Origin of the sequence: Mesorhizobium sp. B2-4-6, from assembly GCF_006442775.1 — a bacterium.
Taxonomy (GTDB): domain Bacteria; phylum Pseudomonadota; class Alphaproteobacteria; order Rhizobiales; family Rhizobiaceae; genus Mesorhizobium.
Genome location: NZ_VFVI01000004.1, coordinates 353851 through 380393 on the forward strand (window position 1 = coordinate 353851; position 26543 = coordinate 380393).

Genomic DNA, 26543 nt, shown 5'->3' on the forward strand with positions numbered 1-26543 from the left:
GGGATCTGTTGGTGAGTTCAGCGCGTCTTCTCCGTCTGGAAACGGCGCTCGAGCAGGCTGACCAGGCGAACCATCGGCCAGAGGAAGATCAGATAGACGAGCGCCGCGCCGATCAGCGGCGAGGGGTTGGCGTAGAGCGACTGCGCATTGGTCGCTTCCTTCAAGAGTTCCGGCAACGCCACGGTCGAGGCAAGCGAGGTGTCCTTGAACATCGAGACGCAATTGCTGGTCATCGGCGGGATGACCACGCGGATCGCTTGCGGCAGCACCACCTTGCGCAGAGTGAGCAGGAACGGCAGGCCGAGCGCCTGCGCCGCCTCGAACTGGCCCTTCGGAATGCTCTCGATGCCGGAGCGGAACACTTCGGCCGAATAGGCGGACATGATGATGGCGAATGCCGTCACGGCGGAAGCCCAGGACGACAGGCGTATGCCGAGGAAGGGCAGCGCGTAGTAGATCAGGATCAGCACGACCAGCACCGGCAAGGCGCGGAAGATGTCGGTGTAGCCGATGGCGAGCCAGCGCAGCGGTTTCGGCGCGTAGAGCCGCACCAGGCTGATCGCCAGCCCCACGACGATGCCGATGACGATGCTCATAATTCCGAGCAGCAGCGTGTTGAGGAAGCCGCGCAGCAGCGCCGGGAGGCTGGACGCAATGACCTCGGGATTGAAGAAGGTGTCGATCAGCGACATGGGGTGTTCCCGAACCGTGTCAGAGCAATTCCAGGAAAAGTGTGAAACGGTTTTCCGTCCGGAATCGCGTAAAAACGAGGCTAGAGGCCCGAAACATCAGATCAGGTCTGCCCTGGGGTTCCGGGAGAAAGGAAACGAGCCGTGCGGGCCTCGAAAGCCGACACGGCTCGTTTTTCGTCAGTCCGCTCAGGCCTTGGGCAGCGGCATTTCCTTGACCGTCGAGGAATCGGCCGGCGCATCGGTGCCGAACCACTTCTTGTGGATGGCGGCCAGCGTGCCGTCCTTCTTCATCGCCGCCAGCGCGTCGTTCAGCTTGCCGAGCAACGGATGGTTCTTGGTCATCATCAGGCCGTACTGTTCGCCGGTCTTGATGCGCTGCTTGACGACGAGGTCCTTCATCTTCTGGAAGGAGTACTGCATGCCGGGGACGTCGCTGACGGCGGCGTCGACGCGGCCGGCGCTGAGGTCGAGCAGAAGGTTCTGCTGCGTGTCGTAGCCTTTCACGTCGCTGAAGCCGTCGGCTGCCTGGTGGTCCTTGACCCAGGTCTCGCCGGTCGAGCCGGACAGCACGCCGACGACCTTGCCCTTGAGGTCTGCCTCGGCGTTGATCGCGCTGTCGGTCTTTGTGGCGATGCCCATGTCGGAATCATAATAGGGCTGCGTGAAGGACTGCGACTTCAGCCGCTCGGCCGTGATGGTGATCGAGGAGATGGCGACGTCGATGCGCTTGGAGGTGGTGGCGGCGAACAGCGCCTGGAAGCCGAGATCGGCGATGTCGGTGGTCATGCCGATGCGCTTGGCCGCTTCGTTGACGATGTCGACCTCGAAACCCTCGAAAGTGCCGCTCTCGTTCTTGTATTCGAAGGGCGGATTGGTCGGATAGGCGCCGACATTGAGCACATCGGCGGCATAAGCGGTGGCGGGGCCGGCGGCGATGCCGATGGCGGCGGCCAGAACAAGCAGGTTGCGACGCGTAAAGCTCATTTGGTTACCCTCTGGGTCTTCCCTCTGGTTGTTGATCGGGCGGGCTGACCCCGCACGGTTTCTTGCCGTCCCGCCTCCCAGCGGGGCGTCAATTCATGGCGGCGACCATGCGGGTGAGCGCGGTCGCTATCTGGTCGCGGTCGCGGCAGACGCACATTCTGAGGAATGCCGTTGCCGAGCTTCCGAAGAGATGGCCGGGCGCCAGCCCGACGCGGGCCGTCTCCAGGATCCTGGCGCAGGCTTGCCGGGCGTCGCTTTCACCCTCAAGCGCAAAGAAGGCATACATGCCGCCGCGCGGTTTGGTCGGCAGGATGATGCCTGGGATTTGCGCCAGCCTGTCACAGGCAAGGTCGAGGCCAGTCCTGATCCGCTGTCTGATTTCCTCGACCAGCGGCTCGCCCTGCCGGATCGCCGCCACGGCGCCGGCCTGGATCGGGGCCGCGGTGCCGCTGTTGATATATTGGGTCATCGCGCCGAGCTGGTCGGCAACGCCTGAAGGATGGGTCAGCCAGCCGATGCGCCAGCCGGTCATCGCCCAGGCTTTCGAGAAGCTGTTGACCGACAGCACCCGGTCGCCGTCCTCGGCGATCTGCAGGATCGAGGGCGCGACGTCGCCGTCGAAATAGAGCCGGCCATAGACCTCGTCGGAGATGATCCAGATACCGGTGCGCCGGCTGAAGTCGAGCAGCGCCTGCATCTCTTCGCGCGTCGCCGTCCAGCCGGTCGGGTTGGACGGCGTCGACAGGAAGATGGCGCGGGTGCGCGCGTCGCAGGTAGCGAACAGCCGGTCGAGGTCGAGCCGCCAGTCATCCTTGAAGTCGAGCGGGAACGGCCGCGGCTCGCCGCCGATCAGGTGGATGGCGTTGTGAATGTTCGGCCATTGCGGCGCGACATAGACGACGTTGGTGCCTGTATCGACCAGCAGCTCGAGTGCAAGGTACAGCGCCTGCATGCCGCCCGGCGTTACCGTGGTCCGCGCGATCGGGATCGAGCGGCCATGGATGCGCGTCTGGTACTCCGACAGCGCCTCGTTCAGCGGGCCGTCCCCGCGCATGTTGGGAACGTAGAAGGTCAGGCCGTCGTCGAAAGCGGCCTTCGCCGCGTCGCGGATGAAGGCGGGCGTCACCATGTCGCCCTCGCCGTACCAGAGTGCGATGACATCGCCGAGCTCTCGCGCGCGAACCGCCAGGTTTGCGATGTTTTCCGTGTGAAGGTCGCGAATTTGCGCCCGCACGCCATCGAAAGCATAGCGCGCGCTGGACGACGACTGGGGCAACACAAACGACAAGGACTGAAACCCTTCCACCAACGATGGACCGACCGGAAAAGCCCCTCCGCCACGGCAGTCGCATCAGCTTCGGATGCTATCCAAAGCACGGCGCATTTCAAGGCAAAAGTTTTAAGCTTAAAAAGTTGGCTGGCCTGTCGCTTCGCCGATACGCCTTTGGACCGCGATCGTCATCGGGCGTGTTGAGGTAGGCCGGCATCACCTGAATAGCCTTAGCCCAGTTCGGCGCGCGCGGCGGTACAGTTGGCCGCGGCGCCGGCGCCAAGAAACATCGTGTCGCTGGCCAGCACGAAGAAACTCGCGCCGACGGCTGTCCATCGGCCGACATTCTGCGGGCTGGCGCAGAATATGCCGGCGGTCCTGCCATGCGCCACCGCCGCGCCGATGATTGTCCTGATCGCCTGGGAGAGCTTGTCCGCGCCCGCCGGTCCGACGGCATCGATCGACACCGAGAGGTCGCCTGGGCCGACGAAGACAATATCGATGCCGTCGACGGCTGCGATCGCCTCGATATTGGCCAGCCCCTCGGCGGTCTCGACCTGAATGGCAACGACAATGCGGTCATTGGCGGCGGCAAGATATTCGGGAATGCGGTAGCCATAGCCGGCGGCCCGGCCGGGTCCGACGCCGCGCTCGCCGAGCGGCGGATAGCGCGAGGCCCTCGCCGCCATCTCTGCCTGCGCGGCGGTCGAGACGCGAGGCACGAGCACGCCTTGCGCGCCGCTGTCCAGCGCCGCCTGGATCGCTTCCGGCGCATGGCCAGGAACGCGCACCATGGTCGGCACGCGGTGCACGTCGGCCGCGCGCACCATGGTCTCGATCGTCTCGCGCGAAATCTGCGCGTGCTCCCAGTCGATGCAGAGGAAATCGAGGCCGGATGACGCCATCACTTCGATGGCGACCGGATGGGGGATGGCGGCGAAGGACCCGATGAGGTTCGCCTTGCCGATGCATTTCTGGCGGAATTCGCTCATGCCTATCCCCTTTTGGTGCTGCCCAATGCATATCCGCAAACGACGGTGAGGCGAAGCTGTTTCAGGCTTGAAATATTTTTGCCCGGCCCTAGCGTGTGGGTCTTCCGCCACAAGGTCCGGACATGATCAAAGCGCATCCCCTGCACGGCCCGAACAGACTGAAGCTCGGCGTCTTTTCCACCAACGCCGATGGCGGGCTGGCCATCACCGATGTGCCGGAACGCTGGACGGCAAGCTGGCACGATAATCTGACGGCGGCGCAGATCGCCGATCGCGCGGGCCTCGAATTCATGCTGCCGATCGCCCGCTGGCGCGGCTTCGGCGGCCGCAACAAGGTGCGCGAATTCTCCTTCGAGACCTTCACCTGGGCGGCGGCGCTTGCCGCCGCTACCGAACAGATCGGCTTGTTCATGACCGTGCATGTGCCGCTGGTGCATCCGCTCTATGCCGCCAAGGCGCTGGCGACGGTCGACCATATCAGCCAGGGCAGGGCGGGGCTCAACATCGTCTGCGGCTGGAACCCGAAGGACGGCATGTTCGGTACGCCGCTGGTCGAGAAGGGTTACGACCAGGCAGCCGAGTGGATCGAGATACTCGAACGGCTTTATGCTTCAAGCGAGCCGCTCGACTATGAGGGCGTTTACTATCGGCTGAAGGAGGCGGTGAGCCGGCCGGCCAGCCTGCAGGCGCCGCGCCCGGTGACGGTGAACGCCGCTTTCGGTGGACCGGGCCGGGATTTCGCCGCCGCCAGATGCGACTATCTTTTCACGACCTTCTCGGAGATGAGCGATGCCGGCAAGCATGTCGCCGATATCGGCGAGCGCGCCGCCAAGGCGGGCCGCGACGTCGGCGTCTACACCGTGGCGCATGTGGTCTGCCGCCCGACCATGGAGGAGGCGCAAGCCTATTACATGCGCTACGCCGTCACGATGGCCGATCACGAAGCGGTCGATGCCCATATGGCCGGCAAGAAGGAATTCTCGCAGTCGCATGATCCGCATGCCTATGACCGCTACCGCCAGCGTTTCGCCGGCGGCGCCGGCACCTATCCGCTGATCGGCACCCCGGAAACGATCGCCGCCGACATGGCGGCGATCGCCGCGCATGGCTACCAGGGCATCGCGCTGTCCTTCGTCAACTACACCCAGGAACTGCCCTATTTCTGCGACCACGTGCTGCCGCTGCTCAGGCAGGCGGGCCTTCGCCAGTAGCTACTCGGGTATCACCGCGGTCGCTTGAATCTCGATCTTGGCCCGGTCCTCGACCAGTGCCACCACCTGCATGGCGGCCATCGCCGGGAAATGCCGGCCGATCACGTTGCGGTAGGCTTCGCCGATGCCTTTGAGGTTGCCGACATACTCGGCCTTGTCGGTGAAGTACCAGGTCATCGAGGTGATGTGCCGCGGCTCGCCGCCGGCTTCGGCCAACACGGCGACGACATTGGCGAGCGTCTGGCGCACCTGGCCGACGAAGTCGTCGGTCTCGAATTTGCATTCGGCGTTCCAGCCAACCTGGCCGCCGACGAACACCATTCGTCCCTGTGCGGCAACGCCATTGGCGTAGCCGATCGGCTTGGCCCAGCCTTCGGGCTGCAGGATCGTATGCATGTCTGGCCTCCCCCTATTTCAAATTTGGTTCGCAAGGCATCGCGTCACGCCCCGCCTATCACCTGTCTGGCGATCACCACCTTCTGCACGTCCGAAGCGCCCTCATAGATGCGCAGCGCCCGGATCTCGCGATAGAGGCTCTCGACGATGTGGCCCTTGCGCACGCCGTCGCCGCCATGCAGCTGCACCGCCTTGTCGATCACGTCTTGCGCCTTGTCGGTGGCGAACAGCTTGGCCATCGCCGCTTCGCGCGTCACCCGCGCGGCGCCCATGTCCTTGGTCCAGGCGGCGCGGTAAACGAGGAGCGCAGCGGCATCCACATCCAGCGCCATGTCGGCGAGGTGACCCTGCACCATCTGCAGCTCCGCCATCGGCGCGCCGAACAGCTTGCGTTCGCTCGCCCGCTTGACGCTCTCGTCCAGCGCGCGTCGTGCGAAGCCGAGTGCCGCCGCGCCCACCGTCGAGCGGAACACGTCGAGCACCGACATGGCGATGCGAAAACCATCGCCGGGCTTGCCGATCAGGGCGGAAGCCGGGACGCGGGCATTATCAAAGGCGAGCCGCGCCAGCGGGTGTGGCGCGATGACCTCGAGCCGCTCGGCGACGCTGAGCCCCTTCGCGTCGCTAGGCACGACGAAAGCGGAAATCCCTTTCGCGCCGGGCGCCTCGCCGGTGCGGGCGAACACGACATAGAGGTCTGCGATGCCGCCATTGGAGATCCAGGTCTTTTCGCCGGAAAGCAGATAGTCGCCGCCGTCACGGATAGCGGTCATCTCCATGTTGGCGACGTCCGATCCCGAGCGCGGCTCCGACAGCGCGAAAGCCGAGATCGCCCGACCGGCCCGCGTCTTTTCCAGCCAGCGCTGCTGCTCCGGCGTCCCGAACAGCGAGATCGCGCCAGTGCCCAGCCCCTGCATGGCGAAGGCGAAATCGGCGAGCCCATCGTGGCGCGCCAGCGTCTCGCGTGTGATGCAGAGCGTGCGCACGTCGAGCGGTCCGGGGTTGGTGGGGTCCAGCGCCGTCGGCTTCAGCCAACCGTCGCGGCCGAGTTTAGCGACGAGTTCGCGGCAGGCGGCGTCGACATCGTGATGGTCGACGGGGAGGTTTTTGCCGCACCAGGCGTCGAGCTGTTCGGCGAGTTGGCGGTGGCGGTCTTCGAAGAAGGGCCAGGAGAGGAAGGAGCGGTCAGGCATGCTTGCCTCCGCTATTCTCAAAAGTTTCCGCTCTACGGCGCCCCTCTCTGTCCTGCCGGACATCTCCCCCTCTAGGGGGGAGATTAGCAGCTCTGGCGCCCCGCTCGATCCTGCGATCTTGGCGATTGGCGAAAGTCGGCAAGACAGCTGATCTCCCCCCTTGTGGGGGAGATGTCCGGCAGGACAGAGGGGGGCGCTGTCCCGCCAGCATGTCCTTCTTAAACGGACACAACATCCTCAATTCCCCTCGAAAACCGGCTTTTCCTTCGCCACGAACGCGTTGTAGGCCCGTTCGAAATCACCGGTCTGCATGCAGATCGCCTGCGCCTGCGCTTCCGCCTCGATCGCCTGGTCGAGGCCCATCGACCATTCCTGGTTGAGCTGCGTCTTGGTGATGCCATGCGCGAAGGTCGGCCCGGCGACGATGCGCGCCGCCAAATCGAGCGCGTCGGCTTCGAGCGCCGCCGCATCGACCAGCCGGTTGTAGAACCCCCAGCGCTCACCCTCAGCGGCGCTCATGGTGCGGCCGGTATAGAGCAGCTCGGCGGCCCGGCCCTGGCCGATGATGCGCGGCAGGATCGCGCAGGCGCCCATGTCGCAGCCGGCGAGGCCGACGCGGGTGAACAGGAAGGCGGTCTTTGCCTCCGGCGTGGCGATGCGGATGTCGGAGCTCATGGCGATGATCGCGCCGGCGCCGACCGCGACGCCGTCGACGGCCGCAATGATCGGCTTGCCGCAGTTGAGCATAGCCTTGACGAAGTCGCCGGTCATGCGCGTGAAGGCGAGCAGCGCCTTCATGTCCATCTTCACCAGTGGCCCGATGATGTCATGGACATCGCCGCCCGAACAGAAATTGCCGCCATTGGGCAGGAACACCACGGCGTCGACGTCGTCGGCATAGACGAGGTCGCGGAAAACGTCGCGCAACTCGGCATAGCTGTCGAAGGTGAGCGGATTCTTGCGCTCCGGACGGTCGAGCCGAACCTTCGCGACCTTACCTTCGACCTCCCAGAGGAAATGCTTCGGCTTGAGTTTGGCCATGGCGCTCATTCGCGTCCCTCCCAATTGCTGCGGAACGATTTCAGCATGCCGGCCAGCCGCCGTGCCTCGTCCTCGCTGACATTGCCGAGCAGCTCGCCGACCCAGCTCTCATGCGCGGCGGCGATCGCGGCGAAAGATTTCGTGCCTTCCTCGGTCAGCCGCACCATGGAGGTGCGCCGGTCGCCATTGCGCCGCGCGCGCGTCACCAGCCCTTCGGAAACCAGCCGGTCGACAATGCCGGTGACATTGCCGTTCGACACCAGCAGAAAGCGCGACAGGTCGCTCATCAGCATGCCTTCCGGCACGCGGTAGAGCGCCGCCATCACGTCGAAGCGCGGCAGCGTCGTGTCGAACTCCTTCTTCAGCCGCTCCCGCAGTTCGGCCTCGATGGTGCGCGAGGCGCGCAGCAGGCGTATCCACAGCCGCAGCCTGTCCTTGCCCGGTCCGGCGGACGTCGGTCCCGCTACCATGTTTCACCTCCCGAGACCGAGATTGCCTGCCCGGTGATCGACCGCGCGGCGCAGCTGCACAGCCAAAGCACCGCCGTCGCGACTTCCTCCGGCTGGATGAAACGCCCTTGCGGGTTCGTCGCCGCGAGGTTCGCGCGCGCTTCATCGGTGGAACGTCCCGTCTTCTCGACGATGCGCTGGACGGATTCCTCAAGCATGTCGGTTTCGACGAAGCCCGGGCAGACGGCGTTGACGGTGACGCCGGATTTGGCTGTTTCGGCGGCCAAAGCCCGCATCAACCCGACCACGCCGTGCTTGGCGGCGACGTAAGGCGCGACATAGGCATAGCCTTTGAGGCCCGCGGTCGAGGCGACGAAAACAATCCTGCCATGTTTGCGCCCCAGCATTCCCGCGAGCGCCGGCTTCACGGTCAGGAAGGCGCCGGTGAGGTTGACGTCCAGCGTGCGCTGCCAGTCGCCCAGCGAAGTCTTGTGCGCCGGCGCACTAACCGCCATGCCTGCATTGGCGACGACGATGTCGAATGGTCCGCGCGCGGCTTCCGCCTTCTCGTGGAAGGCTGCCATGTCGGCCTCCTTCGTGACATCGGCGGCGGCAGCAAAGATGCGGTCGCTTTCCTTTGCGACCTCGGCAAGGGCAGCTTCGCGCCGTCCGCAGATGGTGACGGCCAGACCTTCTGCCGCCAGTGCCAGCGCGATGGCCTTGCCGACGCCGGAACCGCCGCCGGTGACCAGCGCGTGCTTGCCGGCGATTTCGCGCGCGGCGCTCATACTTTGAGCCCTGCTGCCGCTTCGCGCTCGGCCAGCCGGTAGATCTGGTCGCGTCCGGGCAGATAGGGATCGGGCCATTTGACGCCGCGATCGCCTAGCGTCACCGCCGCGTGCAGCGTCCAGTAGGGGTCGGCAAGATGCGGCCTGGCCAGCGCCACAAGGTCGGCGCGCCCGGCCATCAGGATCGAATTGGCATGGTCCGGCTCATAGATGTTGCCGACCGCCATCGTCGCCATTCCGACCTCGTTGCGGATGCGGTCGGAAAACGGCGTCTGGAACATGCGGCCATAGACCGGCTTGGCGGCGATCGAGGTCTGCCCGGCCGATACGTCGCAAAGGTCGACGCCGGCCTCGTGCAGCATCTTCGCGATCTCGACCGCGTCCGAAGGCGTGACGCCTTCGATGCCGACCCAGTCATTGGCCGAAATGCGCATCGAGATCGGCTTTTCGGCCGGCCACACCGCGCGCAGCGCATGGAAGATCTCCAGCGGATAGCGCATGCGGTTTTCCAGCGAGCCGCCATAGTCGTCGGTGCGGCGGTTGGTCAGCGGCGTGATGAAGGCCGACAGCAGGTAGCCGTGCGCGGCATGGATCTCCAGCATGTCGAAGCCGCAGCGTTCGGCCATCTGGGCCGAAGCGACGAACTGGTCGCGGACCAGATCCATGTCGGCGCGGTCCATCGCCTTAGGCACCTGGTTCTTCGGCGACCATGGCACGGGTGACGGCGCCATCACCGGCCAGTTGCCGGTAGCAAGCGGCACGTCCGTTCCCTCCCAGCCGACACGGGTCGAGCCCTTGGCGCCGGAATGGCCGATCTGGGCGCAGATCTTTGCTTCGGTCTCGGCATGGACGAAATCGACCAGCCGCTTCCAGGCGACCTCATGCTCCGGTCTGTAGAAACCCGGGCATCCAGGCGTGATGCGCCCTTCCGGGCTGACGCAGGTCATCTCGATGTAAAGCAGGCCGGCGCCACCTTTGGCGCGCTCGGCATAGTGCGAAAAATGCCAGTCGGTCGGGCAGCCGTCGATCGCCTTGTACTGCGCCATCGGCGAAACGACGATGCGGTTGGCTAAAGTCATGTCGCGCAGCTTGAACGGCGCGAACATCGGCGCGCGGCGCAGGCTGTTGCCGCCGGCGCCGGCCTTGCGCTGGAACCATTCCTCGGCGCCCGCCAGCCATTCGGCATCGCGCAGGCGAAGGTTCTCGTGGCTGATGCGCTGCGAGCGGGTGAGCAGCGAATAGTTGAACTGAACTGGATCGAGGCCGAGATATCGTTCGACTTCCTCGAACCATTCCAGCGAATTGCGCGCCGCCGATTGCAGCTTCAACACCTCGGTGCGCCGCGCATCTTCATACTTGCGGAAGGCCGCTTCGAGGTCCGGCTCGGACTCGACATAATCGGCGAGCGCCACCGCGCTCTCCAGCGCGAGCTTGGTGCCGGAGCCGATGGAGAAATGCGCCGAGGCCGCGGCATCCCCCATAAGCGCCAGGTTTTTGTAAGACCAGCGCTCGCACAACACGCGCGGGAAATTGATCCAGGCCGAACCTCTGATGTGGTTGGCGTTGGTCATCAGCGGATGGCCGCCGAGATGCTTTTCGAAGATGCGCTCGCAGACCGCGATCGATTCCTGCTGCGTCATCTGGCCGAAGCCGAAGGCGGCCCAGGTCTCTTCGCTGCACTCGACGATGAAGGTCGCAGTCTCGCTGTCGAACTGGTAGGCATGCGCCCACACCCAACCATGCTCCGTCTTCTCGAAGATGAAGGTGAAGGCGTCGTCGAATTTCTGCTTGGTACCCAGCCACACGAATTTGCATTTGCGGGTGTCGATGTCCGGCTTGAAGACATCGGCGAAGGCCGCGCGCGACTTCGAGTTCAGCCCGTCGGCGGCGACCACCAGCTCATGCGTTTCCATGAAGGGTTTCGGGTCGGAAATATCGGTCTCGAACATCATCTTGATGCCGAGCTCACGGGCGCGCCGCTGCAGCAGAACCAAGAGCCGCTTGCGGCCGATGCCGCAGAAGCCATGGCCCGAGGACACCGTGCGCACGCCGTCATGGATGACGGCGATGTCGTCCCAATAGGCGAAATGCTTCTTGATCCAGACGGCGCTGACCGGGTCGTTCCTGGTCAGGTTCTCCAGCGTCTCCGCCGACAGCACCACGCCCCATCCGAACGTGTCGTCGGCGCGGTTGCGCTCATAAACCGTCACCTCATGCGCGGCGTCGCGCAGCTTGAGCGAGATGGCAAAGTAGAGGCCGGCTGGCCCGCCGCCGAGAACCGCAACCTTCATGTCTTGCGATCTCCTCCAGAGCAATTCCAGGAAAATTGCGTAGCGGTTTCCGTCCGGAATTGCGTGAGCGCTATAAGGTATCCGGAACCGCCCGCATGGCAGGCGGTTCCGGAAGTCAGTATCGCGCCCGGCGACAATTATTTCAAGCTTAAAGTTTTACAATTGAACGATGGTCGGACGCTTGAAGGATTGGGTTACTTGGAGGGGTCCTTCGGGCTCCACAGCACGGTCTCCGCGCCCTTCTCATAAGCCATGCCTTGCGGATAGCTGATCGCCTCCAGCTGCAGCCCCCACGGCGCCTGGAAATAGAGGATGGTCTGGCCCGCGGCCGGCCCTTCCTTCACCGGCAGCGGTCCCATCCGGGTTTTAACGCCCTTGCCCTCGAAATAGGTCTTCGCGGCGGCGACGTCGTCGACATAGAAGGCGATGTGGAAGCCGCCGATGTCGCTGTTCTTCGGCGTCAGGTCCTTCTGGTCGGGCGCGGTGTATTTGAACAGCTCGATGTTCGAGCCATAGCCGCAGCGCACCAGGGTGATCTCCTCGATCACCGCCTTCGGATCGACGCCGAGCAGGTCCTGCATGAAGGTACCCTTGTCGTCGGCGAACGGCCCGAAGGACATCGCCTTCTTGCAGCCGACGACATTGGTGAAGAAGTCGACGGCCTGCTTCATATCGGGCACGGTAATGCCGGTATGGTCGTGCCCGCGCATGCCGGGAATCGCATCCGCCGATGCGGCTTCCATTGAGCCGAACAGGATTGCGGCAAGCATCGCGCCGCGAGTTATGTAGTTCATGTCACCCTCCGTTGGCGGGCTCACTTGTCCTTGCGCACATCCGAGGCCCGCTGGTCGGCGTGCGGATAGCTCAGTTCATTCGGGCGCCTTCGCCGCTGGCTGCAGCCAGTCCGGATCGATCTCAGGCAGCGGAATGGCGGCGAGAAGGTCGCGCGTGTAGGTTTCCTTCGGGCTGGCGAACAGCGCGTCGGTGGCGCTGGCCTCGACGATCCTGCCTTCGCGCATGACGATGACCTGCTGGCAGAGCCGCCGGACCACCGAAAGGTCGTGGCTGATGAAGGCGACCGTCAGCCCCATCTCGTCAGCCAGTCTTTCCAGCAGCGTCAGGATCTGCGCCTGCGTCGAGACGTCGAGGCCGGAGACGATCTCGTCGGCCAGCACGAATTTCGGCGACAGCGCCAGAGCCCGCGCGATGCCGACGCGCTGCCGCTGGCCGCCCGAAAGCTCGTGGCGGTAACGGCTGGTAAAACTCTGCGGCAGGCCGACGCGCTGCAGGGCTTCCGCCACGCGCTCTTTCAGCCGGTCGCCAAGCCCGTTCTGCCTCAGGGGCGCCGCGATGATGCTGAAGATCGTATGCCGCGGGTTGAGCGACGACATCGGGTCCTGGAAGATCATCTGCAGGTCGCGGCGAAGTGGCCTCAGCTCGGCCTCCGAAAGACGGCTGATGTCGTGCCCCTCGAAGCCGATCGAGCCGGCGCTCGGCTCGATCAGCCTGACCAGCGCGCGTCCGAGCGTCGACTTGCCCGAGCCGGACTCGCCGACGATGCCGGTGACCGATCCCTTGGGCAGGTCGAAGTCCAGCCCTTTCAGGATTTCGGCCAGCGGCGCGCGGCCGATCAGCGGCTTGCGCGTCATGTCGGGCAGCGCCACCTTCAGCCCGCGCACGGAAAACAGCGGCTCAGCCATGGCCGGGCCTCCAGCCCTTGTCGGCGGCGGCGATCTCGGCCGCCAGCCCGGCAAGCACGCCCTCGTCCACCGGCTTCAGCGAGGCATACGGATCGGTGTAGCGCGGCGTCGCCGCGATCAGCGCGCGCGTGTACGGATGCTGCGGGGCAGCCAAGAGCTGCGCGGTATCGGCCTCCTCGACCACCTTGCCGGCATAGAGCACCGAGACTTTCTGGCTGATCTTGGCGACGACGCCGAGGTCATGGGTGACGAACAGGATCGCCGTGCCGTGATCGCGCTGCAGTTGCGCGATCAGCCGCAGGATCTGCTTCTGCACGGTGACGTCGAGCGCCGTCGTTGGCTCGTCGGCAACGATCAGCCTCGGCTCCGCCGCGAAGGCCGCCGCGATCAGTACGCGCTGGCGCATGCCGCCCGACAATTCGTGCGGGTAGCTTTTCAGCACGCGCTCGGGATCGCGGATCTGCACCTCGTCGAGCAACTGACGGATGCGCTGGTCGGCTCTCTCCGCGCTCCAGCCGAGGATGCGCACCAGCCGGTCGGTCATCTGCGGGCCGATGCGCCGCGAGGGGTTGAGCGCGGTCAGCGGATCCTGCGGGATCAGCGCCGTGCGCGCGCCGATCAGGTTCCGCCGCGCCTTGGCATCGAGCCGGCCGAGATCCTCGCCCTCGATCAGCATATCGCCCTCGACGACGCGCACGCTTTTCGGCAGGACGCCCAGCACGGCCTTGCCGATCATCGTCTTGCCGGCGCCGCTCTCGCCGACCAGCGCGCGCACTTCGCCCGGCTGGACAGCAAGCGACACCGAGCGCAGCACGCGCTGGCCGTTGGGGAGCACGGCGCTCAAGCGGCGGATTTCGAGGCACGCACTCATTGCAGCACCGGATCGAAGCGCGCCTTCAGCGCCTCGCCGAACTGGCTGAAGGAAAGCACGGTGAGGATCAGCGTGATCAGCGGGAACACCAGCACCCACCAGGCCTGATGGATCGACAGCCGGCCCTCGGCTATGATGCCGCCCCAGGTCGGATCGTCGGTCGAGATCGACAGATTGACGAAGGAGAGGATCGCCTCGACGATCACCGCGATGCCCATTTCGAGCGACAACAGCGCCACCACCGACGGCAGCACGTTGGGCAGCACTTCGCGCAGCATGATGCCGATGCGGCCATAACCGGCGATGCGCGCGCTCTCGACGTAGTCCATGCGCGCCTGGCTCATCGCCTCGGCGCGGATGACCCGGCAGAAGCGTGTCCAGTCGATGATCGCGATGGCGAGGATGACGGAACTGAGCCCCGTGCCCAGCACCGCGACCAGAAGGATCGCGAACAGCACCGGCGGGAACGCCATCCACACGTCGACGATGCGCGAGATGATGCGGTCGGCCCAGCCGCCGAAATAGCCCGCGATCAGCCCCAGCGCCGAACCGAGGAGACAGGCTGACGTCGCGGCGGCGAAGGCAACGATGAAGGCGATGCGGCCGCCGAAAATCAGCCGCGACAAGAGATCACGTCCCAGGCTGTCGGTGCCGAGCCAATAGCCGGGCTCGGCGCCGTCGAGCCAGAAGGGCGGCAGGCGTTCCAGCATCAAGTCCTGCGCCAGCGGGTCCTGCGGCGCGATCAGCGGCGCGAATATCGCCGCCAGCAGCGCGATGAGCAGCCAGCCGCCGGCCAGCCACAGCCTTGGGCTCAAGCCGCGCCGGGCGATGCGGGCCTCATCCATGGCGCAGCCTGGGATTGAGCAGCGCATACATCATGTCGACCGCAAGGTTGATCAGCACGAAGAGCAGTGCGAAGACCAGCACGATGCCCTGGATCAGCGGCAAATCGCGGTTGATGACGGCATCGATCGCCATGTTGCCGAGGCCTTCATAGGAAAACAGCCGCTCGACGATGACCGTGCCGCCGATGAGGAAGGTGAACTGCACGCCGACCAGCGTCAGCGTCGGCAGCGCCGCGTTCTTCAGTGCCTCGCGCAGGATGACCTGCGTTTCGGAAAAACCCTTGACCCGCGCCAGCACGACATAGTCGAGGTCGAGCACTTCTTTCAGCGACTGTTTCAGGAGCTGCGCGATGATCGCCGCCAGCGGCAGCGCCAAGGCCACGGCCGGCATCAGCATATGCTTGAGCAGGTCCCAGGTGAGGTCGAAGCGGAGCCGAAGGATGCTCTCGACCAGGTAGAACTGGGTGACGAAGGGCAAATCGAGTTGCGGCGAAACCCGCCCTGAAATGTCGAACACCGGCACCAGCACGCCGAACAACAGGATCAGCACAAGGCCCCACAGGAAATCGGGGATGGAAAGCGTCGCGCCACTGGCGATGTCGATGCCGGCTTCGACCGCCGTGCCGCGCGAGCGCGCGCCGAGGATCGCGGCCGTGGCGCCGATCGCGATCGCCATCAGCAGCGCCACGGTCGCAAGCTCCAGCGTCGCCGGCAGCCGGTTGAAGACCAGCCCGAGCACGTCCTGGCGCAGCGAGATCGAGGTGCCGAAATCGCCATGCAGCACGCCGCCGAGCCAGATGAAGAATTGCTGCACGATCGACTTGTCGAGCCCGTAGAGCGCGCGCAGCCGCGCAATGTCGTCATTGCTGGCGCCGGGCGGCAGCATCATGGCGATCGGGTCGCCTGGCGCCACGCGGATGACGACGAAGACGACGATGGCGACGCCGAACAGCGTCACCAGCATCGTCAGCAGACGAACGAGGAATCTCTGCAGCAGCATGCGCCCATACGCCTGGATGAAAATGCGCGCCGTCTTGCGGACGGCGCGCGTGGCAATCCAAGACCGACGATCAGGCGGCCGGGGTCATCAACGCCGGCAGCAGCGCGCCGGACACATGCTGCACGACATTGACCTTCTTCGAGTGCACGATCGGCTGCGCATATTGCATCAGCGGCAGCACATAGGCCTGTTCGGCGATGTATTTGTCGACGGCCTTCCAGCCGGCAATGCGCTTGGCCTCGTCCTTCTCGCCCCACAGCGGGTTGATCATGTCGATCAGGTCCTGGCTGTCCCACACCGAATGCGGGCTCGGGCCGTACATGGCGAAGCCGGTCGAGGTGGTCGGGTCGCCGATGGAATTGCCCCAGTTGTAGAAGGCGGCTGGCGCCAGCTTGTCGGCGGCGCGCAGCTCATAGTGCTTGGCGATCTCGTAGACCTCGATATTGGCCTCGATGCCGACCTTGCGCCACATGCCGACGATCGCCTGGATCATCTCGTAGTCCTTGGGCTTGAAGCCCTTGGTCGTCTGGATGGTGAACTTCACCGGCTTCTCCGGCGAATAGCCGGAAGCGGCGAGCAGCTCCTTGGCCTTGTCCGGATTGTGCTCGACCTTGATCGACGGATCGAAGGCCGTGTATTCCGGCGTCTCCAGCGTCGCGATCGGCTGACCGTAGCCACGCAGCAGCCGCTTGACCAAGAGCTCCTTGTCCACCGCCATCACGGCCGCCTGGCGGACATTCTTGTCCAGCATCGCCTCGATGTCGTTGAAGAAGATCATGCCGATGTCGGAAACGTTCTTGATCGAGCCGGCCAGCCCGTCCTTGGCGATCAGCCGGTCATATTCCTCATAGGGGATTTCGAGCGTCACCTGCGAGGATCCGGATTCGATCTCGGCGACACGGCTCGCCGCATCGGTGACGAACTTGATCGTCACGTTCTCGAAGGCGGGCTTCGTGCCCCAATAGTGCGGGTTGGCCTTCAGCCGCAGGAAGGCGTTGCGCTCGAACTTGTCGACCATATACGGGCCGGTGCCGATCGGCGCCTTCTCGAAGCCTTCGGCGCCGACCTTCTCGTAATAGGCCTTCGGCAGGATGTAGCCGGTCAGGAACGACATCCACTTGAAATAGACCGGGTCGAACTGCACGACGTCGCCAGTGATCTTGTTGCCGTCGATCTTGAAGTTGTTGACGTTCTTCCAGACGAACTGGATCGGGTTGCCGGTCTTCTCGTCGCCGGCCCGTGTCAGCGACCACACCACGTCTTCGGGTGTGAAGGGCGAGCCGTCATGCCATTTCACGCCCTCACGCACCGTCATCATCACCTTGGTGCGATCCTCGTTCCAGCCCCATTCGGTGAGCAGGCCGGGCGTGAAGGAGAGGTCCGGCTTTTGGCCGATGATCTGGTCGAACACCGACTGGTATAGCCCCTGGATGGTCGGGTTCACCGCCGAGGGTCCGGTCGTCGGATCCCAGGAAGGCAGGTTGACATTGTAGGCGATGGTGAGCTCGTCCGCCGCCTTTGCCGCCCTCGGCAGGCCGAGCGTGGCGGCGCCAATCGCTGCCGCGCTATATCCGAGCAAGTCGCGTCTGTTGATTGTCATGGTCGTTCCCCTTGTTGGTTGTCTTTGTTCGCGCGGCGTTTTCATTCGGTGGTGGGCAACCGCGCCTTGTCCATCCCGGAATTCTGGCCCTTTGTTGGAGCATGATCTTTCTCCGAAAGCCGGTTCCCACTTTTCAGGATCATGCCCTAGTTCCCTCCCAGCTGTTGGGCGAGCATGAAGCCGGGGCCCGCGCCCGTACCGGCGCCGGGCCATGTCGCGGCGCCGGTGAGGTAAAGGTTCGAGACCGGCGTGCTCCAGCGCGCGAAGCCGCGCGCCGGACGGAAGAGGAAATTCTGCGCCAGATGATGGCTGCCGCAGATCTGGTCGCCGCCGACAAGGTTCGGGTTCTCGCGTTCCAGGTCGAGCGGCGAGAACACCGCGCGGCCGAGGATTTTCTTGCGCAATCCCGGCGCATAGTTCTCGATGATGTCCAGCACGCGCTCGGCATAGGCGTCCTTGACCGCGTCCCAGTGAGCGGGGGCGATCTTGCCCGCCGCATCGCCGAGGATCTCCGCCGGCAGCATGCGCACCTGCACCCACAGCACGTGCTTGCCTTCCGGTGCCCGCGACGGATCGACCGCCGTCGGCTGGCCGACGACCAACACCGGCTGGTCGGGCAGCAGGCCGGCGATCGCCTGCTGGTAGACGCGCGACATGGCGTCGAGCGACGGCGCCAGATGCACATAGGCGAACTGGCGAAGCTCGGCGCCGGCGCTCCAATCTGGCAGGTCGTCCAGTGCAAGGTGGATCATCATCGTGCCCGGCGCATGGCGGAATGTCTTCATCGCTGCGTCGAAACCGGCGTCGCCGGAGCCATTGGGCAGCAGCTTGCCTGGCAGCGCTTTCGGCGCGACACCGGCAATGACGGCCTTGGTCGCGGCATGGATTTCGCCGGATGCCAGCCGCACGCCGGTCGCCTTGCCGCCGGAAACCGTTATCTCGGCGACGTCCGCGCCGGTCGTGATCTGGCCGCCGGCCGCCGTCACCATGCCGGCCAGCGCGCGGATGATGGTGTCGGCGCCGCCCTTGCCGAGCACCATGCCGAAACTCTGGTTGGCCATCGATTCCAGATAGGGGAACACGGCGCCGCCGGCGATGTCGGGCGCGAAGTCGAGATGCATGCCCCAAGCCGCGAGGGTCGTGCGCACATGCGGCGTCTCGAAATTTTCCTCGAGCCAGGCGCGAGGCGATGACAGCAGCAATCGAGCCGTATCGAGAGCGCCGGCGATGCCCTTCTTGCGCCACAGGTTCCAGCCCGTGCCGGCCAGCGCCTTTGCGCTCATCGGCGAGCCCAGCAGGCGGAACAAATGTTCGGCTTCCCCTGGAAAGGCGCCGACCAGGCGGCGCCATGCGGCTGCATCCGCCGACGAGAAGGCGGCCAGCCGCGACACCGTCTTCTCGAGGTCGTTGCTGACGCCGAACCATGTCCCGTCCGGGAAGGCGCTGGCGAAACAGTCGCCCACCGGCGTGAATTCCAGCCCGTGGCCTTTCAATTCATTTGCATATTTCCGGTGAAAGGCGGAGCCGGCGAAGAGGCTTAGGTTCATCGCGCCGAAATCGTGCCGGAAGCCGGGAAGCGTGTATTCGGCGGTCCGCACCGCGCCGCCGATCGCCTCGCTGCGCTCGAAAACCGCTATTTTCCAGCCCTTGAGCGCCAAATGCGCGGCGCATGCCAGACTGTTGTGGCCCGCCCCGACAAAGATGGCGTCGAACTCGCTCACGCCCCGCCCCAAAAATGCTTTATGCTTAAAGATAATTGCAGATGCATATGTTTTCGTCTAGTAGGTATATTAAGGGCCGCAACGAGCCTTGAAGATCACCGACAAGAGGGAACGAAAGACCATGGACACGCAGAAACTCCTCGGCGAGGTCGCCAGCCAGCTGCTCTCGGGCGCCATCAAGGTGGTCGACCTGACGGCGCCGCTCGGGCCGGATACGCCGCTGATCAAGCTGCCGCCGGAACTCGCCGTCGACACGCCGAAGGTCGAGATCCACGCGATCTCCAAATATGACAAGAACGGCCCCTGGTGGGCGTGGAATTGGCTGAAGCTCGGCGAGCATTCGGGCACGCATTTCGACGCGCCGCAGCACTGGATCACCGGCAAGGACTATCCGGACGGCGCCACCGACACCATTCCGGCGCAGAATTTTATCGGCCCGGTCAACGTCATCGACTGCTCCAAGGAGTCGGCGGCCGACCACGACTTCCTGCTCACCGTCGACCATATCAAGGCCTGGGAAGCCGAGCATGGCGCTATCAATCCCGGCGAGTGGGTGGTGATGCGCACCGACTGGTACAAGCGCAACGGCTCGGAAGCCGAGTTTCTCAACGCCAACGAGACCGGCCCGCACACGCCCGGCCCGACGGCGGAAGCCATCCAGTTCCTGATAGCCAAGGACATCAAGGGCTGGGGTTCGGAGACGATCGGCACCGACGCCGGCAAGGCCGGCGGCATGGAGCCGCCATTCCCGGCGCACACGCTGATGCACAAGGCCAACCGCTATGGGCTGGCCAGCCTCTGCAACCTCGACCAGTTGCCGCCGAAGGGCGCGATCCTGATCGCCGCTCCGCTCAAGATCGAGCGCGGCACCGGCAGCCCGATCCGAGCGCTGGCGCTGGTGCCGCGGGGTTAAAGCCAAGGCAACGACGATGGGCGACGTCGATCACATCATCGTCGGCAGCGGCATCAACGCCCTGGTCTGCGCGGCGATGCTTGGCGCCAAGGGCGCCAAGGTGCTCGTGCTCGAGCGCAACGACCGCGTCGGCGGCTGCATGCGCACGGAGGAGATCACCGCGCCCGGCTTCGTCCATGACGTGATGGCCACGACCTTCGTGCTGTTCATCACCTCGCCGGCCTTTGCCGCGCTCGGCAAGGACCTGGCGCGGCACGGGCTGGAATTCTGCCACACGGCGACCCCCACCGGCGTGCTTCGGCCCGACGGCGGCCATGCCGTGCTCACCACCGATCGTGCCGCAAACATCGCGGCGCTAAACAAGATCGCGTCGGGCGACGGCGATCGTCATGGCGGCGATGTCGGCGATATCGAACGCAATGCCGGGCTGCTGTTCGGCCTGCTCGGCGGCGCGCTCTGGTCCTATCCGACGACCAAGCTCATCGCCGGCGAGGCCTGGCGGCGCGGCCCGCGCGACCTTGCCGCTTTCATGGGCGGGGCGCTGGTGCCCGCGCGCGGTTGGTTGGAAACGACTTACACATCCGATGTCGTCCGCGCGCTCTGGGCGCCCTGGGTGCTGCATGCCGGGCTCGGCCCGGAAGACGCCTTCTCCGGCCAGATCGCCAAGGTCATCGCCTTCGCGCTGGAGGCCGCAGGCGCGCCGATCGTCAAGGGCGGCGCAAAGAACCTGCTCACCGCCTTCGAGGCGCTGATCAGGGAACGCGGCGGCGAAATCCGCGTCAACGCCGACGTCACCTCGGTCGTCCGGACAGGCGGCCGCGCCAGCGGCGTCCGGCTCGCCTCCGGCGAAACCCTGAGCGCCGCGAAGAGCGTCATCTGCTCGGTCACGCCGACTCAGCTCTATGGCCGTCTGCTCGGAGGGGATGCCCCAAAGCGCGACGTCGAAGCGACGCGCGTTTATCGCTACGGCAAGGGCAACTTCCAGATCCACTACGCGTTGGACAAGCCGCCGGCGTGGCGCGGCGAGGGTCTCGACAAGGTGGCTCTGCTGCATCTGACGCCGGGGCTCGACGGCGTGTCGAAAGCCTGCAACGAAGCAGTGCGCGGCCTGCTGCCGGAGGTACCGACCATCTGTGTCGGCCAGCCGCATGCGCTCGATCCATCGCGCTGCCCCGAGGGCAAGGCGATCCTTTGGCTGCAACTGCCCGAGGCGCCGCGCCACATCAAAGGCGATGCCGCCGGCAAGCTCGAGGCGCCGGCCGACGGCCGTTGGAGCGAGGCGTTGCGCGAGGCCTATGCCGACCGCGTCGAGGCGATCCTCGCCAACCACATCGACGGTTTTCGCGCGAGCGTGATCGCGCGCCGCGCCTATTCGCCGGCCGATCTCGAAGCGATGAACGTCAACCTGGTCGGCGGCGATCCCTATGGCGGCTCGTCCACCATCGACCAGTCCTTCCTGTGGCGGCCGTTCAAGGCCAGCCGCAACCACGAGACCGGCATCAAGGGCCTCTACCATATCGGCGCCTCGACCCATCCGGGCGCCGGCCTCGGCGGCGGCTCCGGCTTCCTTTTGGCGGGGAGGCTCTGATGGAACAGAAACTCGCCGAAAAACGCCAGCGCATCTCCACCCTCGGCCAGATCGGCCTGCAGCAGTTCGCGCCCTATCTGATGAACCGCATCATGGGCCGCTACAACGCCACGCTGCGCGACGACTTCCGCAAGCAGGGCCTGACCATTCCACAGGTGCGGACGCTCGCCGTGCTCTCGGTCACCGACGGCGTCACCGTCAACGACCTCTCGGTCTACACGGTGATCGAGCAGTCGACCTTGAGCCGCACGCTCGACGCGCTGGAAGGCCAGGGCCTGGTGCGGCGCGAGCAGGGCGTCACCGACAGCCGCTTCCGCCATGTGTTCCTGACCGATGACGGACGCACGCTGTTCACGCGTGCCTGGCCGGCCATGCACGACGCCTTCGAGGCGATGTTCGACGGTGTCGACGACGCCGAGTATGCCGCGCTGATCGCGACACTGCAGAAAATGCTGAACAACATTCGCAAGCACGAGATCTAGATATACGCGCCGCCCCTGGCGATGGGCGAGCGGCAACGGAAGGAGGCAGAGATGGCCGAACGGTCTTTTGCCAAGGAAGTCGAAAAGCTCAGGCTTGGCGCCGGCGAGGAATTCGCGGGCGAGGGCATCCTCGCCATCACCAAGGCGCTGCTGCAATGCGGCGTCGGCTATGTCGGCGGCTACCAGGGCGCACCGATCAGTCATCTGATGGACGTGCTGGCCGACGCGCAGGATATCCTGGGCGAGCTCGGCGTGCATTTCGAGGCGAGCGCTTCGGAAGCGACCGCCACCGCGATGCTCGCCGCTTCCGTGCATTACCCGATCCGCGGCGCCGCAACCTTCAAGTCGACAGTCGGCACCAATGTCGCTTCGGATGCGCTCGCCAACCTGGCGTCCGGCGGCGTCACCGGCGGCGCGCTGATCATCGTCGGCGAGGACTATGGCGAAGGCTCCTCGATCATGCAGGAGCGCAGCCACGCTTTCGCCATGAAGAGCCAGGTCTGGCTGCTCGACCCGCGTCCGAACCTGCCCTCGATCGTCAAGGCGGTCGAGGACGGCTTCGAGCTGTCGGAAATCTCCAACACGCCGGTTATGCTGCAGGTGCGCATCCGCTGCTGCCACGTCCACGGCCACTTCACCGCCAAGGACAACAAGCGTCCGCCAATGTCGGTCGCCGATGCGCTTGCCGCGCCGCGCCGCGACACCGGCCGTATCGTGCTGCCGCCCGCCTCCTTCCTGCATGAGAAGGAGAAGGTCGCCAAGCGTTGGCCGGCGGCGGTCGATTTCATCAAGAGCCGCAAGATCAACGAGATGTTCGGGCCGGACCATGGCTCGGTCGGCATCGTCATGCAGGGCGGCATGTACAATTCCGTCATCCGCGCGCTGCAGCGGCTGGGCCTCGCCGACACCTATGGCGACACCGACGTGCCGCTCTATGTGCTGAACGCCGTCTACCCGCTGGTCGACGACGAGTTCCTGTCCTTCTGCGAAGGCAAGCAGGCAGTGCTGGTCGTCGAGGAAGGCCAGCCCAATTACATCGAGCAGGCCTTTGCCGCGATGCTGCACAAGGCCGGCCGCGGCACCAAGCTGGTCGGCAAGGAGCATCTGCCGATGGCCGGCGAATATACCGGGCAGGTCATGCTCGACGGCATCGGCTCCTTCCTGCGGGCGCACGCCCCGCATCTGCTGCCGGGCGAGGTGCGCGCGCCGAACAAGCTGGGCGAGGGCGTCGATACGGCCGATTTGATCAACGTCGTGCCGGGTCGCCCGCCGGGCTTCTGCATAGGCTGCCCGGAGCGTCCGATCTTCGCCGCGACGAAGCTGGTCGAGCAGGAACTCGGCAAGCACCACATCGCCTCCGACATCGGCTGCCATCTGTTCTCCATCATGCCGCCTTTCGAGCTCGGCGCCACCACCATGGGCTATGGACTTGGGCCGGCTTCTGCTTCGGCCTTCAATTCGCCGGACGCAAAACGCCGCTCGATCTCCTTCGTCGGCGACGGCGGCTTCTGGCACAACGGCCTGACCTCCTCGATCGGCAATGCCGTCTTCAACAAGAACGACGGCGTCATCGTCATCGTCGACAACTTTTACTCGGCCGCCACCGGTGGCCAGGACATCCTGTCCTCGCGCGCCTCGAACCGCACCAAGTCGACCAAGCATCCGATCGACGAAGCGGTGAAGGGCATGGGCGTCAAATGGCTGCGCCACATCGACCGCACCTATGATGTCGGCAAGATGCAAGCCGCGCTGCGCGAGGCGCTGACCACCGAGGAGAAGGGGCCGAAAGTCATCGTCGCCTCGTCGGAATGCATGCTCAACCGTCAGCGCCGCGAGAAGCCGCTGGTCGACAAGGCGATCAAGGGCGGCGAGCGCGTGGTGAAGCCGAAATTCGGCGTCGACGAGGACATCTGCACCGGCGACCATGCCTGCATGCGGCTCTCCGGCTGCCCGTCGCTGTCGGTGAAGTCGCTCGACGATCCGCTGCGCGACGATCCGGTCGCCTCGATCGACCAGAACTGTGTCGGCTGCGGCAATTGCGGTGAGGTGGCGGATGCGGCCGTGCTTTGCCCCTCCTTCTATCGCGCCGACGTCGTTCACAATCCGGGCCGCTGGGACCGTTTCCTGGAAAGCGCGCGCCGCGCCGTGATCGGCCTGTTGCAGCGGCGCCGCGAGAGCCGCCGTTTGACGTTCGCCGATGCTTGACCACAACGCAGCGCTGCGCCCGAAGACGGGCGCTTCTGACGACGAGCGGGTGATAAAACTCGCCGTGCTCGCGGTCGGCGGCCAGGGCGGCGGCGTGCTTGCCGACTGGATCACCGACGTCGCCGAGCGCAACGGCTATGTCGCGCAATCGACCTCCGTCGCCGGCGTCGCCCAGCGCACCGGCGCGACGATCTATTACATCGAGATGGCCCGCGACACCGGCCGGCTGCCGGTCTTTGCCCTGTCGCCCTCGCAGGGTGACGTCGATATCCTCATCGCCGCCGAGTTGATGGAGGCTGGCCGCGCCATCATCCGCGGCTTCGTCACGCCCGAGCGCACGACGCTGATCACCTCCTCGCACCGCATCGCCGCCGTCTCGGAAAAGATCGAGCCGGGCGATGGCCGCGCTTCGTCGGAGAAGGTCCATGCGACGGCGCAGGCGGCAGCCAAGCGCTTCATCGCCTTCGACATGGAAAAGATCGCCGCCGACAACGGCACCATGATCTCGGCCAGCCTGCTCGGCGCGCTGGCCGGTTCCGATGCGTTGCCCTTCACCCGGGAAAGCTACGAACAGGCGATCGGCGCCGGCGGCCGTGGCGTCGGGCCAAGCCTCGCCGCCTTCGCCGCCGCTTGCGACCGCGCGCGAGGCATCGCTGCTGCTCCGGCGGGCGACGAGGCAGAGGCGAGACCTGCCATTGCTCAACCCAGGCCAACGGCGAGCGTCAGTGGGCCCGAAACCTTGCTGAAGGGCTGGCAGGCCCTTGCCGGCCGCGTCGCGGCACTGCCGGTGCCGGTGCGCGACATGGCCGAACGCGGGCTGAAGAAGGTCGTCGACTATCAGGACATCGCCTATGGCGGCGAATATCTCGACCGGTTGGACAAGGCCGTCGCGCTAGACGATGCGGAGCGCGATTATGCTCTGTCGATCGCCGCGGCGAAACACCTCGCCAACGCCATGTGCTACGACGACATGATCCGCGTCGCCGATCTGAAGACGCGCTCGACCCGCGACCGGCGCGTGCGCAAGGAAGTCGGCGTCAAGGAAGGTTCGGTCCTGCAGGTCACCGAATATTTCCATCCGCGCATCGAGGAGTTCTGCGGCACGCTGCCGGCGGGGCTGGGCAGCTACATCGAAAACCGGCCGAAGCTCGCCGATTTCCTCGACCGCCGCATCAACCGCGGCCGCCACATCCGCACCGACAGTTTTACCGGCTTCGCCATGCTCTGGTTCATCGGCGGCCTGCGCCGCTGGCGCCGCGGCCTGCTGCGCCACAGGGTCGAGGTCGAGCATCTGGAGCGCTGGTACCGCCTGGCGCTCGGCTATGTGCCCCAGGACTACGCTTTGGCCACCGAAATCCTCAACTGCCGCCGGCTGATCAAGGGCTACAGCGACACCCATGCGCGTGCCCAGTCGAAATTCGACCGCGTGCTCTCGGCGCTTCCCATGCTGAAAGGCCGCAACGATGCCGCCGACTGGATCCGCCGCCTGCGCGAGGCGGCGCTGAAGGACGAGAAGGGCGACATGCTGGACGGCGCGCTGAAGACCGTGGCGACGCTCGACGAGACCTCTGCCCCGATAACGAAGATGTGATCCGCCTGCCTGCGACGGGTTTCGGCCACGTCCTCCGTTTCACGGAGGTAGGGATCAATCTCGGAGACAAACTCATGTTGGCTAAGTATTTTCTGCCCGTTGCGCTGGCGGCCGGCACCTTGCTGCTGTCCGGAGCCGGCTCGCAGGCCATGCCGATGGTCAAACCAAGCGCTGCGTCGTTGCCGATCGAGACCGTAGGCTGGCGCTGCAGTCCCGGCTGGCACGTGAACCGTTGGGGCAATTGCGTGCCCAACGGCCGCCGGTTCATCCGGCCGGTGCGCCATTGGCATTCCGGTTTCTGGGCGAACCACCGCTGGCACCCCGGCTATTGGAGCTGGTGATCCGTCGAGAGGATCGGCGCCCGCGCTGGAGACTGCGCGGGCGTTTTTGCTGAGGTTCCCCTGCAGTTAATTCGGTGGGCCTTCCGCCAGCGATCGTGATTGACCGAAGCCCCTCAGCTTCGTCATCCACGGGCGGAGCGGGAGCGAAGCTGACGCGGAGACCCGAGGATCCATTCCGTGCCCTTGGCCGAGGGATGCAGCGGAGCAGAATTCGGCACCGCGGCGACGCCTCAACGTCGCGGAATGGCAACTGTGTTCACGCGAATGCGGTTTTATCGCGCATGATGGCGTTGAGGACGACCAGGAGCTTCCTTGCGACGGCGATGATGGCGAGCTTCTTGGAGCCGGAGCGGGCAGCAAGTGCGCTGTAGAAGGCCTT

The 26543-nt window shown here is 65.3% G+C and carries 24 protein-coding genes; 7 read left to right on the forward strand and 17 right to left on the reverse strand.

The genetic code is table 11. The annotated features are described in order from the left end of the window. Positions 1-17: 17 nt before the first annotated feature. The 4 genes from FJ957_RS14665 to FJ957_RS14680 form a co-directional block, all read right to left on the reverse strand. Complete coding sequence (locus FJ957_RS14665) at positions 18-692, reverse strand: amino acid ABC transporter permease (RefSeq protein WP_140832422.1); 675 nt, start codon at positions 690-692, stop codon at positions 18-20. A gap of 186 nt (positions 693-878) precedes the next feature. Then, on the reverse strand, positions 879-1676 hold the full coding sequence (locus tag FJ957_RS14670) for an ABC transporter substrate-binding protein (protein ID WP_140832424.1): 798 nt from the start codon (positions 1674-1676) through the stop codon (positions 879-881). Positions 1677-1764: 88 nt separating this feature from the next. Continuing rightward, positions 1765-2955: a pyridoxal phosphate-dependent aminotransferase gene (locus tag FJ957_RS14675; protein ID WP_246685851.1), complete on the reverse strand. Its 1191-nt coding sequence runs from the start codon at positions 2953-2955 to the stop codon at positions 1765-1767. A 221-nt stretch (positions 2956-3176) separates the two neighbouring features. After that, positions 3177-3938 carry an HpcH/HpaI aldolase/citrate lyase family protein gene (locus tag FJ957_RS14680; RefSeq protein ID WP_140832428.1) on the reverse strand — a complete coding sequence of 254 codons (762 nt, stop codon included), beginning with the start codon at positions 3936-3938 and terminating at the stop codon, positions 3177-3179. Positions 3939-4060: 122 nt separating this feature from the next. Here FJ957_RS14680 and FJ957_RS14685 point away from each other — a divergent pair, with 122 nt between their 5' ends. Beyond that, positions 4061-5149, forward strand: coding sequence for an LLM class flavin-dependent oxidoreductase (locus tag FJ957_RS14685; RefSeq protein ID WP_140832430.1), 1089 nt, complete (start codon positions 4061-4063; stop codon positions 5147-5149). On the opposite strand, the gene FJ957_RS14690 is transcribed toward FJ957_RS14685, so the two are convergent. The 13 genes from FJ957_RS14690 to FJ957_RS14755 form a co-directional block, all read right to left on the reverse strand. Continuing rightward, positions 5150-5545 (reverse strand): RidA family protein, encoded by a 396-nt coding sequence (locus FJ957_RS14690; RefSeq protein ID WP_140832432.1) that lies wholly within the window; start codon positions 5543-5545, stop codon positions 5150-5152. Between the two features lie 44 nt (positions 5546-5589). Next, complete coding sequence (locus FJ957_RS14695; protein ID WP_140832434.1) at positions 5590-6738, reverse strand: acyl-CoA dehydrogenase family protein; 1149 nt, start codon at positions 6736-6738, stop codon at positions 5590-5592. Between the two features lie 237 nt (positions 6739-6975). Further along, the gene (locus FJ957_RS14705) at positions 6976-7788 is read right to left on the reverse strand and encodes an enoyl-CoA hydratase family protein (protein WP_140832435.1); all 813 of its coding nucleotides are present in this window, start codon (positions 7786-7788) and stop codon (positions 6976-6978) included. Next, the gene (locus FJ957_RS14710) at positions 7785-8249 is read right to left on the reverse strand and encodes a MarR family transcriptional regulator (protein ID WP_140658297.1); all 465 of its coding nucleotides are present in this window, start codon (positions 8247-8249) and stop codon (positions 7785-7787) included. The genes FJ957_RS14705 and FJ957_RS14710 overlap by 4 nt, the downstream gene beginning before the upstream one ends. After that, positions 8243-9016, reverse strand: coding sequence for an SDR family NAD(P)-dependent oxidoreductase (locus tag FJ957_RS14715; protein WP_140832437.1), 774 nt, complete (start codon positions 9014-9016; stop codon positions 8243-8245). The genes FJ957_RS14710 and FJ957_RS14715 overlap by 7 nt, the downstream gene beginning before the upstream one ends. Then, positions 9013-11307 (reverse strand): bifunctional salicylyl-CoA 5-hydroxylase/oxidoreductase, encoded by a 2295-nt coding sequence (locus FJ957_RS14720; protein ID WP_140832439.1) that lies wholly within the window; start codon positions 11305-11307, stop codon positions 9013-9015. The genes FJ957_RS14715 and FJ957_RS14720 overlap by 4 nt, the downstream gene beginning before the upstream one ends. Positions 11308-11501: 194 nt before the next feature. After that, positions 11502-12101, reverse strand: coding sequence for a VOC family protein (locus FJ957_RS14725; protein ID WP_140832441.1), 600 nt, complete (start codon positions 12099-12101; stop codon positions 11502-11504). Positions 12102-12176: 75 nt separating this feature from the next. Next, the gene (locus FJ957_RS14730; protein WP_140832443.1) at positions 12177-13007 is read right to left on the reverse strand and encodes an ATP-binding cassette domain-containing protein; all 831 of its coding nucleotides are present in this window, start codon (positions 13005-13007) and stop codon (positions 12177-12179) included. Further along, positions 13000-13878: an ABC transporter ATP-binding protein gene (locus FJ957_RS14735; protein WP_140832445.1), complete on the reverse strand. Its 879-nt coding sequence runs from the start codon at positions 13876-13878 to the stop codon at positions 13000-13002. Before FJ957_RS14735 ends, FJ957_RS14730 begins: the two co-directional genes overlap by 8 nt. Next, positions 13875-14723 carry an ABC transporter permease gene (locus FJ957_RS14740; protein WP_140832447.1) on the reverse strand — a complete coding sequence of 283 codons (849 nt, stop codon included), beginning with the start codon at positions 14721-14723 and terminating at the stop codon, positions 13875-13877. Before FJ957_RS14740 ends, FJ957_RS14735 begins: the two co-directional genes overlap by 4 nt. Next, positions 14716-15723, reverse strand: a complete 1008-nt coding sequence (locus FJ957_RS14745; protein WP_140832449.1) for an ABC transporter permease — start codon at positions 15721-15723, stop codon at positions 14716-14718. Before FJ957_RS14745 ends, FJ957_RS14740 begins: the two co-directional genes overlap by 8 nt. A 70-nt stretch (positions 15724-15793) precedes the next feature. Continuing rightward, positions 15794-17323 (reverse strand): ABC transporter substrate-binding protein, encoded by a 1530-nt coding sequence (locus FJ957_RS14750; RefSeq protein ID WP_140832451.1) that lies wholly within the window; start codon positions 17321-17323, stop codon positions 15794-15796. Between the two features lie 146 nt (positions 17324-17469). Next, on the reverse strand, positions 17470-19044 hold the full coding sequence (locus tag FJ957_RS14755) for an NAD(P)/FAD-dependent oxidoreductase (protein WP_140832453.1): 1575 nt from the start codon (positions 19042-19044) through the stop codon (positions 17470-17472). A 121-nt stretch (positions 19045-19165) separates the two neighbouring features. Between FJ957_RS14755 and FJ957_RS14760 the strand changes: the two genes are divergently transcribed. From FJ957_RS14760 to FJ957_RS14785, 6 genes are all read left to right on the forward strand, one after another. After that, positions 19166-19957, forward strand: a complete 792-nt coding sequence (locus tag FJ957_RS14760) for a cyclase family protein (protein ID WP_140832455.1) — start codon at positions 19166-19168, stop codon at positions 19955-19957. Between the two features lie 16 nt (positions 19958-19973). Next, positions 19974-21545, forward strand: coding sequence for an NAD(P)/FAD-dependent oxidoreductase (locus FJ957_RS14765; RefSeq protein ID WP_140832457.1), 1572 nt, complete (start codon positions 19974-19976; stop codon positions 21543-21545). Next, positions 21545-22027 carry a MarR family transcriptional regulator gene (locus FJ957_RS14770; RefSeq protein ID WP_140832459.1) on the forward strand — a complete coding sequence of 161 codons (483 nt, stop codon included), beginning with the start codon at positions 21545-21547 and terminating at the stop codon, positions 22025-22027. The genes FJ957_RS14765 and FJ957_RS14770 overlap by 1 nt, the downstream gene beginning before the upstream one ends. Positions 22028-22078: 51 nt before the next feature. Next, positions 22079-24232 (forward strand): indolepyruvate ferredoxin oxidoreductase subunit alpha, encoded by a 2154-nt coding sequence (locus FJ957_RS14775; RefSeq protein ID WP_140832461.1) that lies wholly within the window; start codon positions 22079-22081, stop codon positions 24230-24232. After that, positions 24225-25823 (forward strand): indolepyruvate oxidoreductase subunit beta family protein, encoded by a 1599-nt coding sequence (locus FJ957_RS14780; protein WP_140832463.1) that lies wholly within the window; start codon positions 24225-24227, stop codon positions 25821-25823. The genes FJ957_RS14775 and FJ957_RS14780 overlap by 8 nt, the downstream gene beginning before the upstream one ends. Positions 25824-25897: 74 nt before the next feature. Then, a complete protein-coding gene (locus FJ957_RS14785; protein ID WP_140832465.1) occupies positions 25898-26164 on the forward strand; it encodes a hypothetical protein in 267 nt (88 codons plus the stop codon). The last annotated feature ends 379 nt before the right edge of the window (positions 26165-26543 follow it).

Bases quoted from the DNA above. Each gene is read 5' to 3' on its own strand.
- FJ957_RS14665 (WP_140832422.1), bottom strand. From the start codon at position 692: ATGTCGCTGATCGACACCTTCTTCAATCCCGAGGTCATTGCGTCCAGC.
- FJ957_RS14670 (WP_140832424.1), bottom strand. From the start codon at position 1,676: ATGAGCTTTACGCGTCGCAACCTGCTTGTTCTGGCCGCCGCCATCGGC.
- FJ957_RS14680 (WP_140832428.1), bottom strand. From the start codon at position 3,938: ATGAGCGAATTCCGCCAGAAATGCATCGGCAAGGCGAACCTCATCGGG.
- FJ957_RS14685 (WP_140832430.1), top strand. From the start codon at position 4,061: ATGATCAAAGCGCATCCCCTGCACGGCCCGAACAGACTGAAGCTCGGC.
- FJ957_RS14690 (WP_140832432.1), bottom strand. From the start codon at position 5,545: ATGCATACGATCCTGCAGCCCGAAGGCTGGGCCAAGCCGATCGGCTAC.
- FJ957_RS14695 (WP_140832434.1), bottom strand. From the start codon at position 6,738: ATGCCTGACCGCTCCTTCCTCTCCTGGCCCTTCTTCGAAGACCGCCAC.
- FJ957_RS14705 (WP_140832435.1), bottom strand. From the start codon at position 7,788: ATGAGCGCCATGGCCAAACTCAAGCCGAAGCATTTCCTCTGGGAGGTC.
- FJ957_RS14710 (WP_140658297.1), bottom strand. From the start codon at position 8,249: ATGGTAGCGGGACCGACGTCCGCCGGACCGGGCAAGGACAGGCTGCGG.
- FJ957_RS14715 (WP_140832437.1), bottom strand. From the start codon at position 9,016: ATGAGCGCCGCGCGCGAAATCGCCGGCAAGCACGCGCTGGTCACCGGC.
- FJ957_RS14720 (WP_140832439.1), bottom strand. From the start codon at position 11,307: ATGAAGGTTGCGGTTCTCGGCGGCGGGCCAGCCGGCCTCTACTTTGCC.
- FJ957_RS14725 (WP_140832441.1), bottom strand. From the start codon at position 12,101: ATGAACTACATAACTCGCGGCGCGATGCTTGCCGCAATCCTGTTCGGC.
- FJ957_RS14730 (WP_140832443.1), bottom strand. From the start codon at position 13,007: ATGGCTGAGCCGCTGTTTTCCGTGCGCGGGCTGAAGGTGGCGCTGCCC.
- FJ957_RS14735 (WP_140832445.1), bottom strand. From the start codon at position 13,878: ATGAGTGCGTGCCTCGAAATCCGCCGCTTGAGCGCCGTGCTCCCCAAC.
- FJ957_RS14740 (WP_140832447.1), bottom strand. From the start codon at position 14,723: ATGGATGAGGCCCGCATCGCCCGGCGCGGCTTGAGCCCAAGGCTGTGG.
- FJ957_RS14745 (WP_140832449.1), bottom strand. From the start codon at position 15,723: ATGCTGCTGCAGAGATTCCTCGTTCGTCTGCTGACGATGCTGGTGACG.
- FJ957_RS14750 (WP_140832451.1), bottom strand. From the start codon at position 17,323: ATGACAATCAACAGACGCGACTTGCTCGGATATAGCGCGGCAGCGATT.
- FJ957_RS14760 (WP_140832455.1), top strand. From the start codon at position 19,166: ATGGACACGCAGAAACTCCTCGGCGAGGTCGCCAGCCAGCTGCTCTCG.
- FJ957_RS14765 (WP_140832457.1), top strand. From the start codon at position 19,974: ATGGGCGACGTCGATCACATCATCGTCGGCAGCGGCATCAACGCCCTG.
- FJ957_RS14770 (WP_140832459.1), top strand. From the start codon at position 21,545: ATGGAACAGAAACTCGCCGAAAAACGCCAGCGCATCTCCACCCTCGGC.
- FJ957_RS14775 (WP_140832461.1), top strand. From the start codon at position 22,079: ATGGCCGAACGGTCTTTTGCCAAGGAAGTCGAAAAGCTCAGGCTTGGC.
- FJ957_RS14780 (WP_140832463.1), top strand. From the start codon at position 24,225: ATGCTTGACCACAACGCAGCGCTGCGCCCGAAGACGGGCGCTTCTGAC.
- FJ957_RS14785 (WP_140832465.1), top strand. From the start codon at position 25,898: ATGTTGGCTAAGTATTTTCTGCCCGTTGCGCTGGCGGCCGGCACCTTG.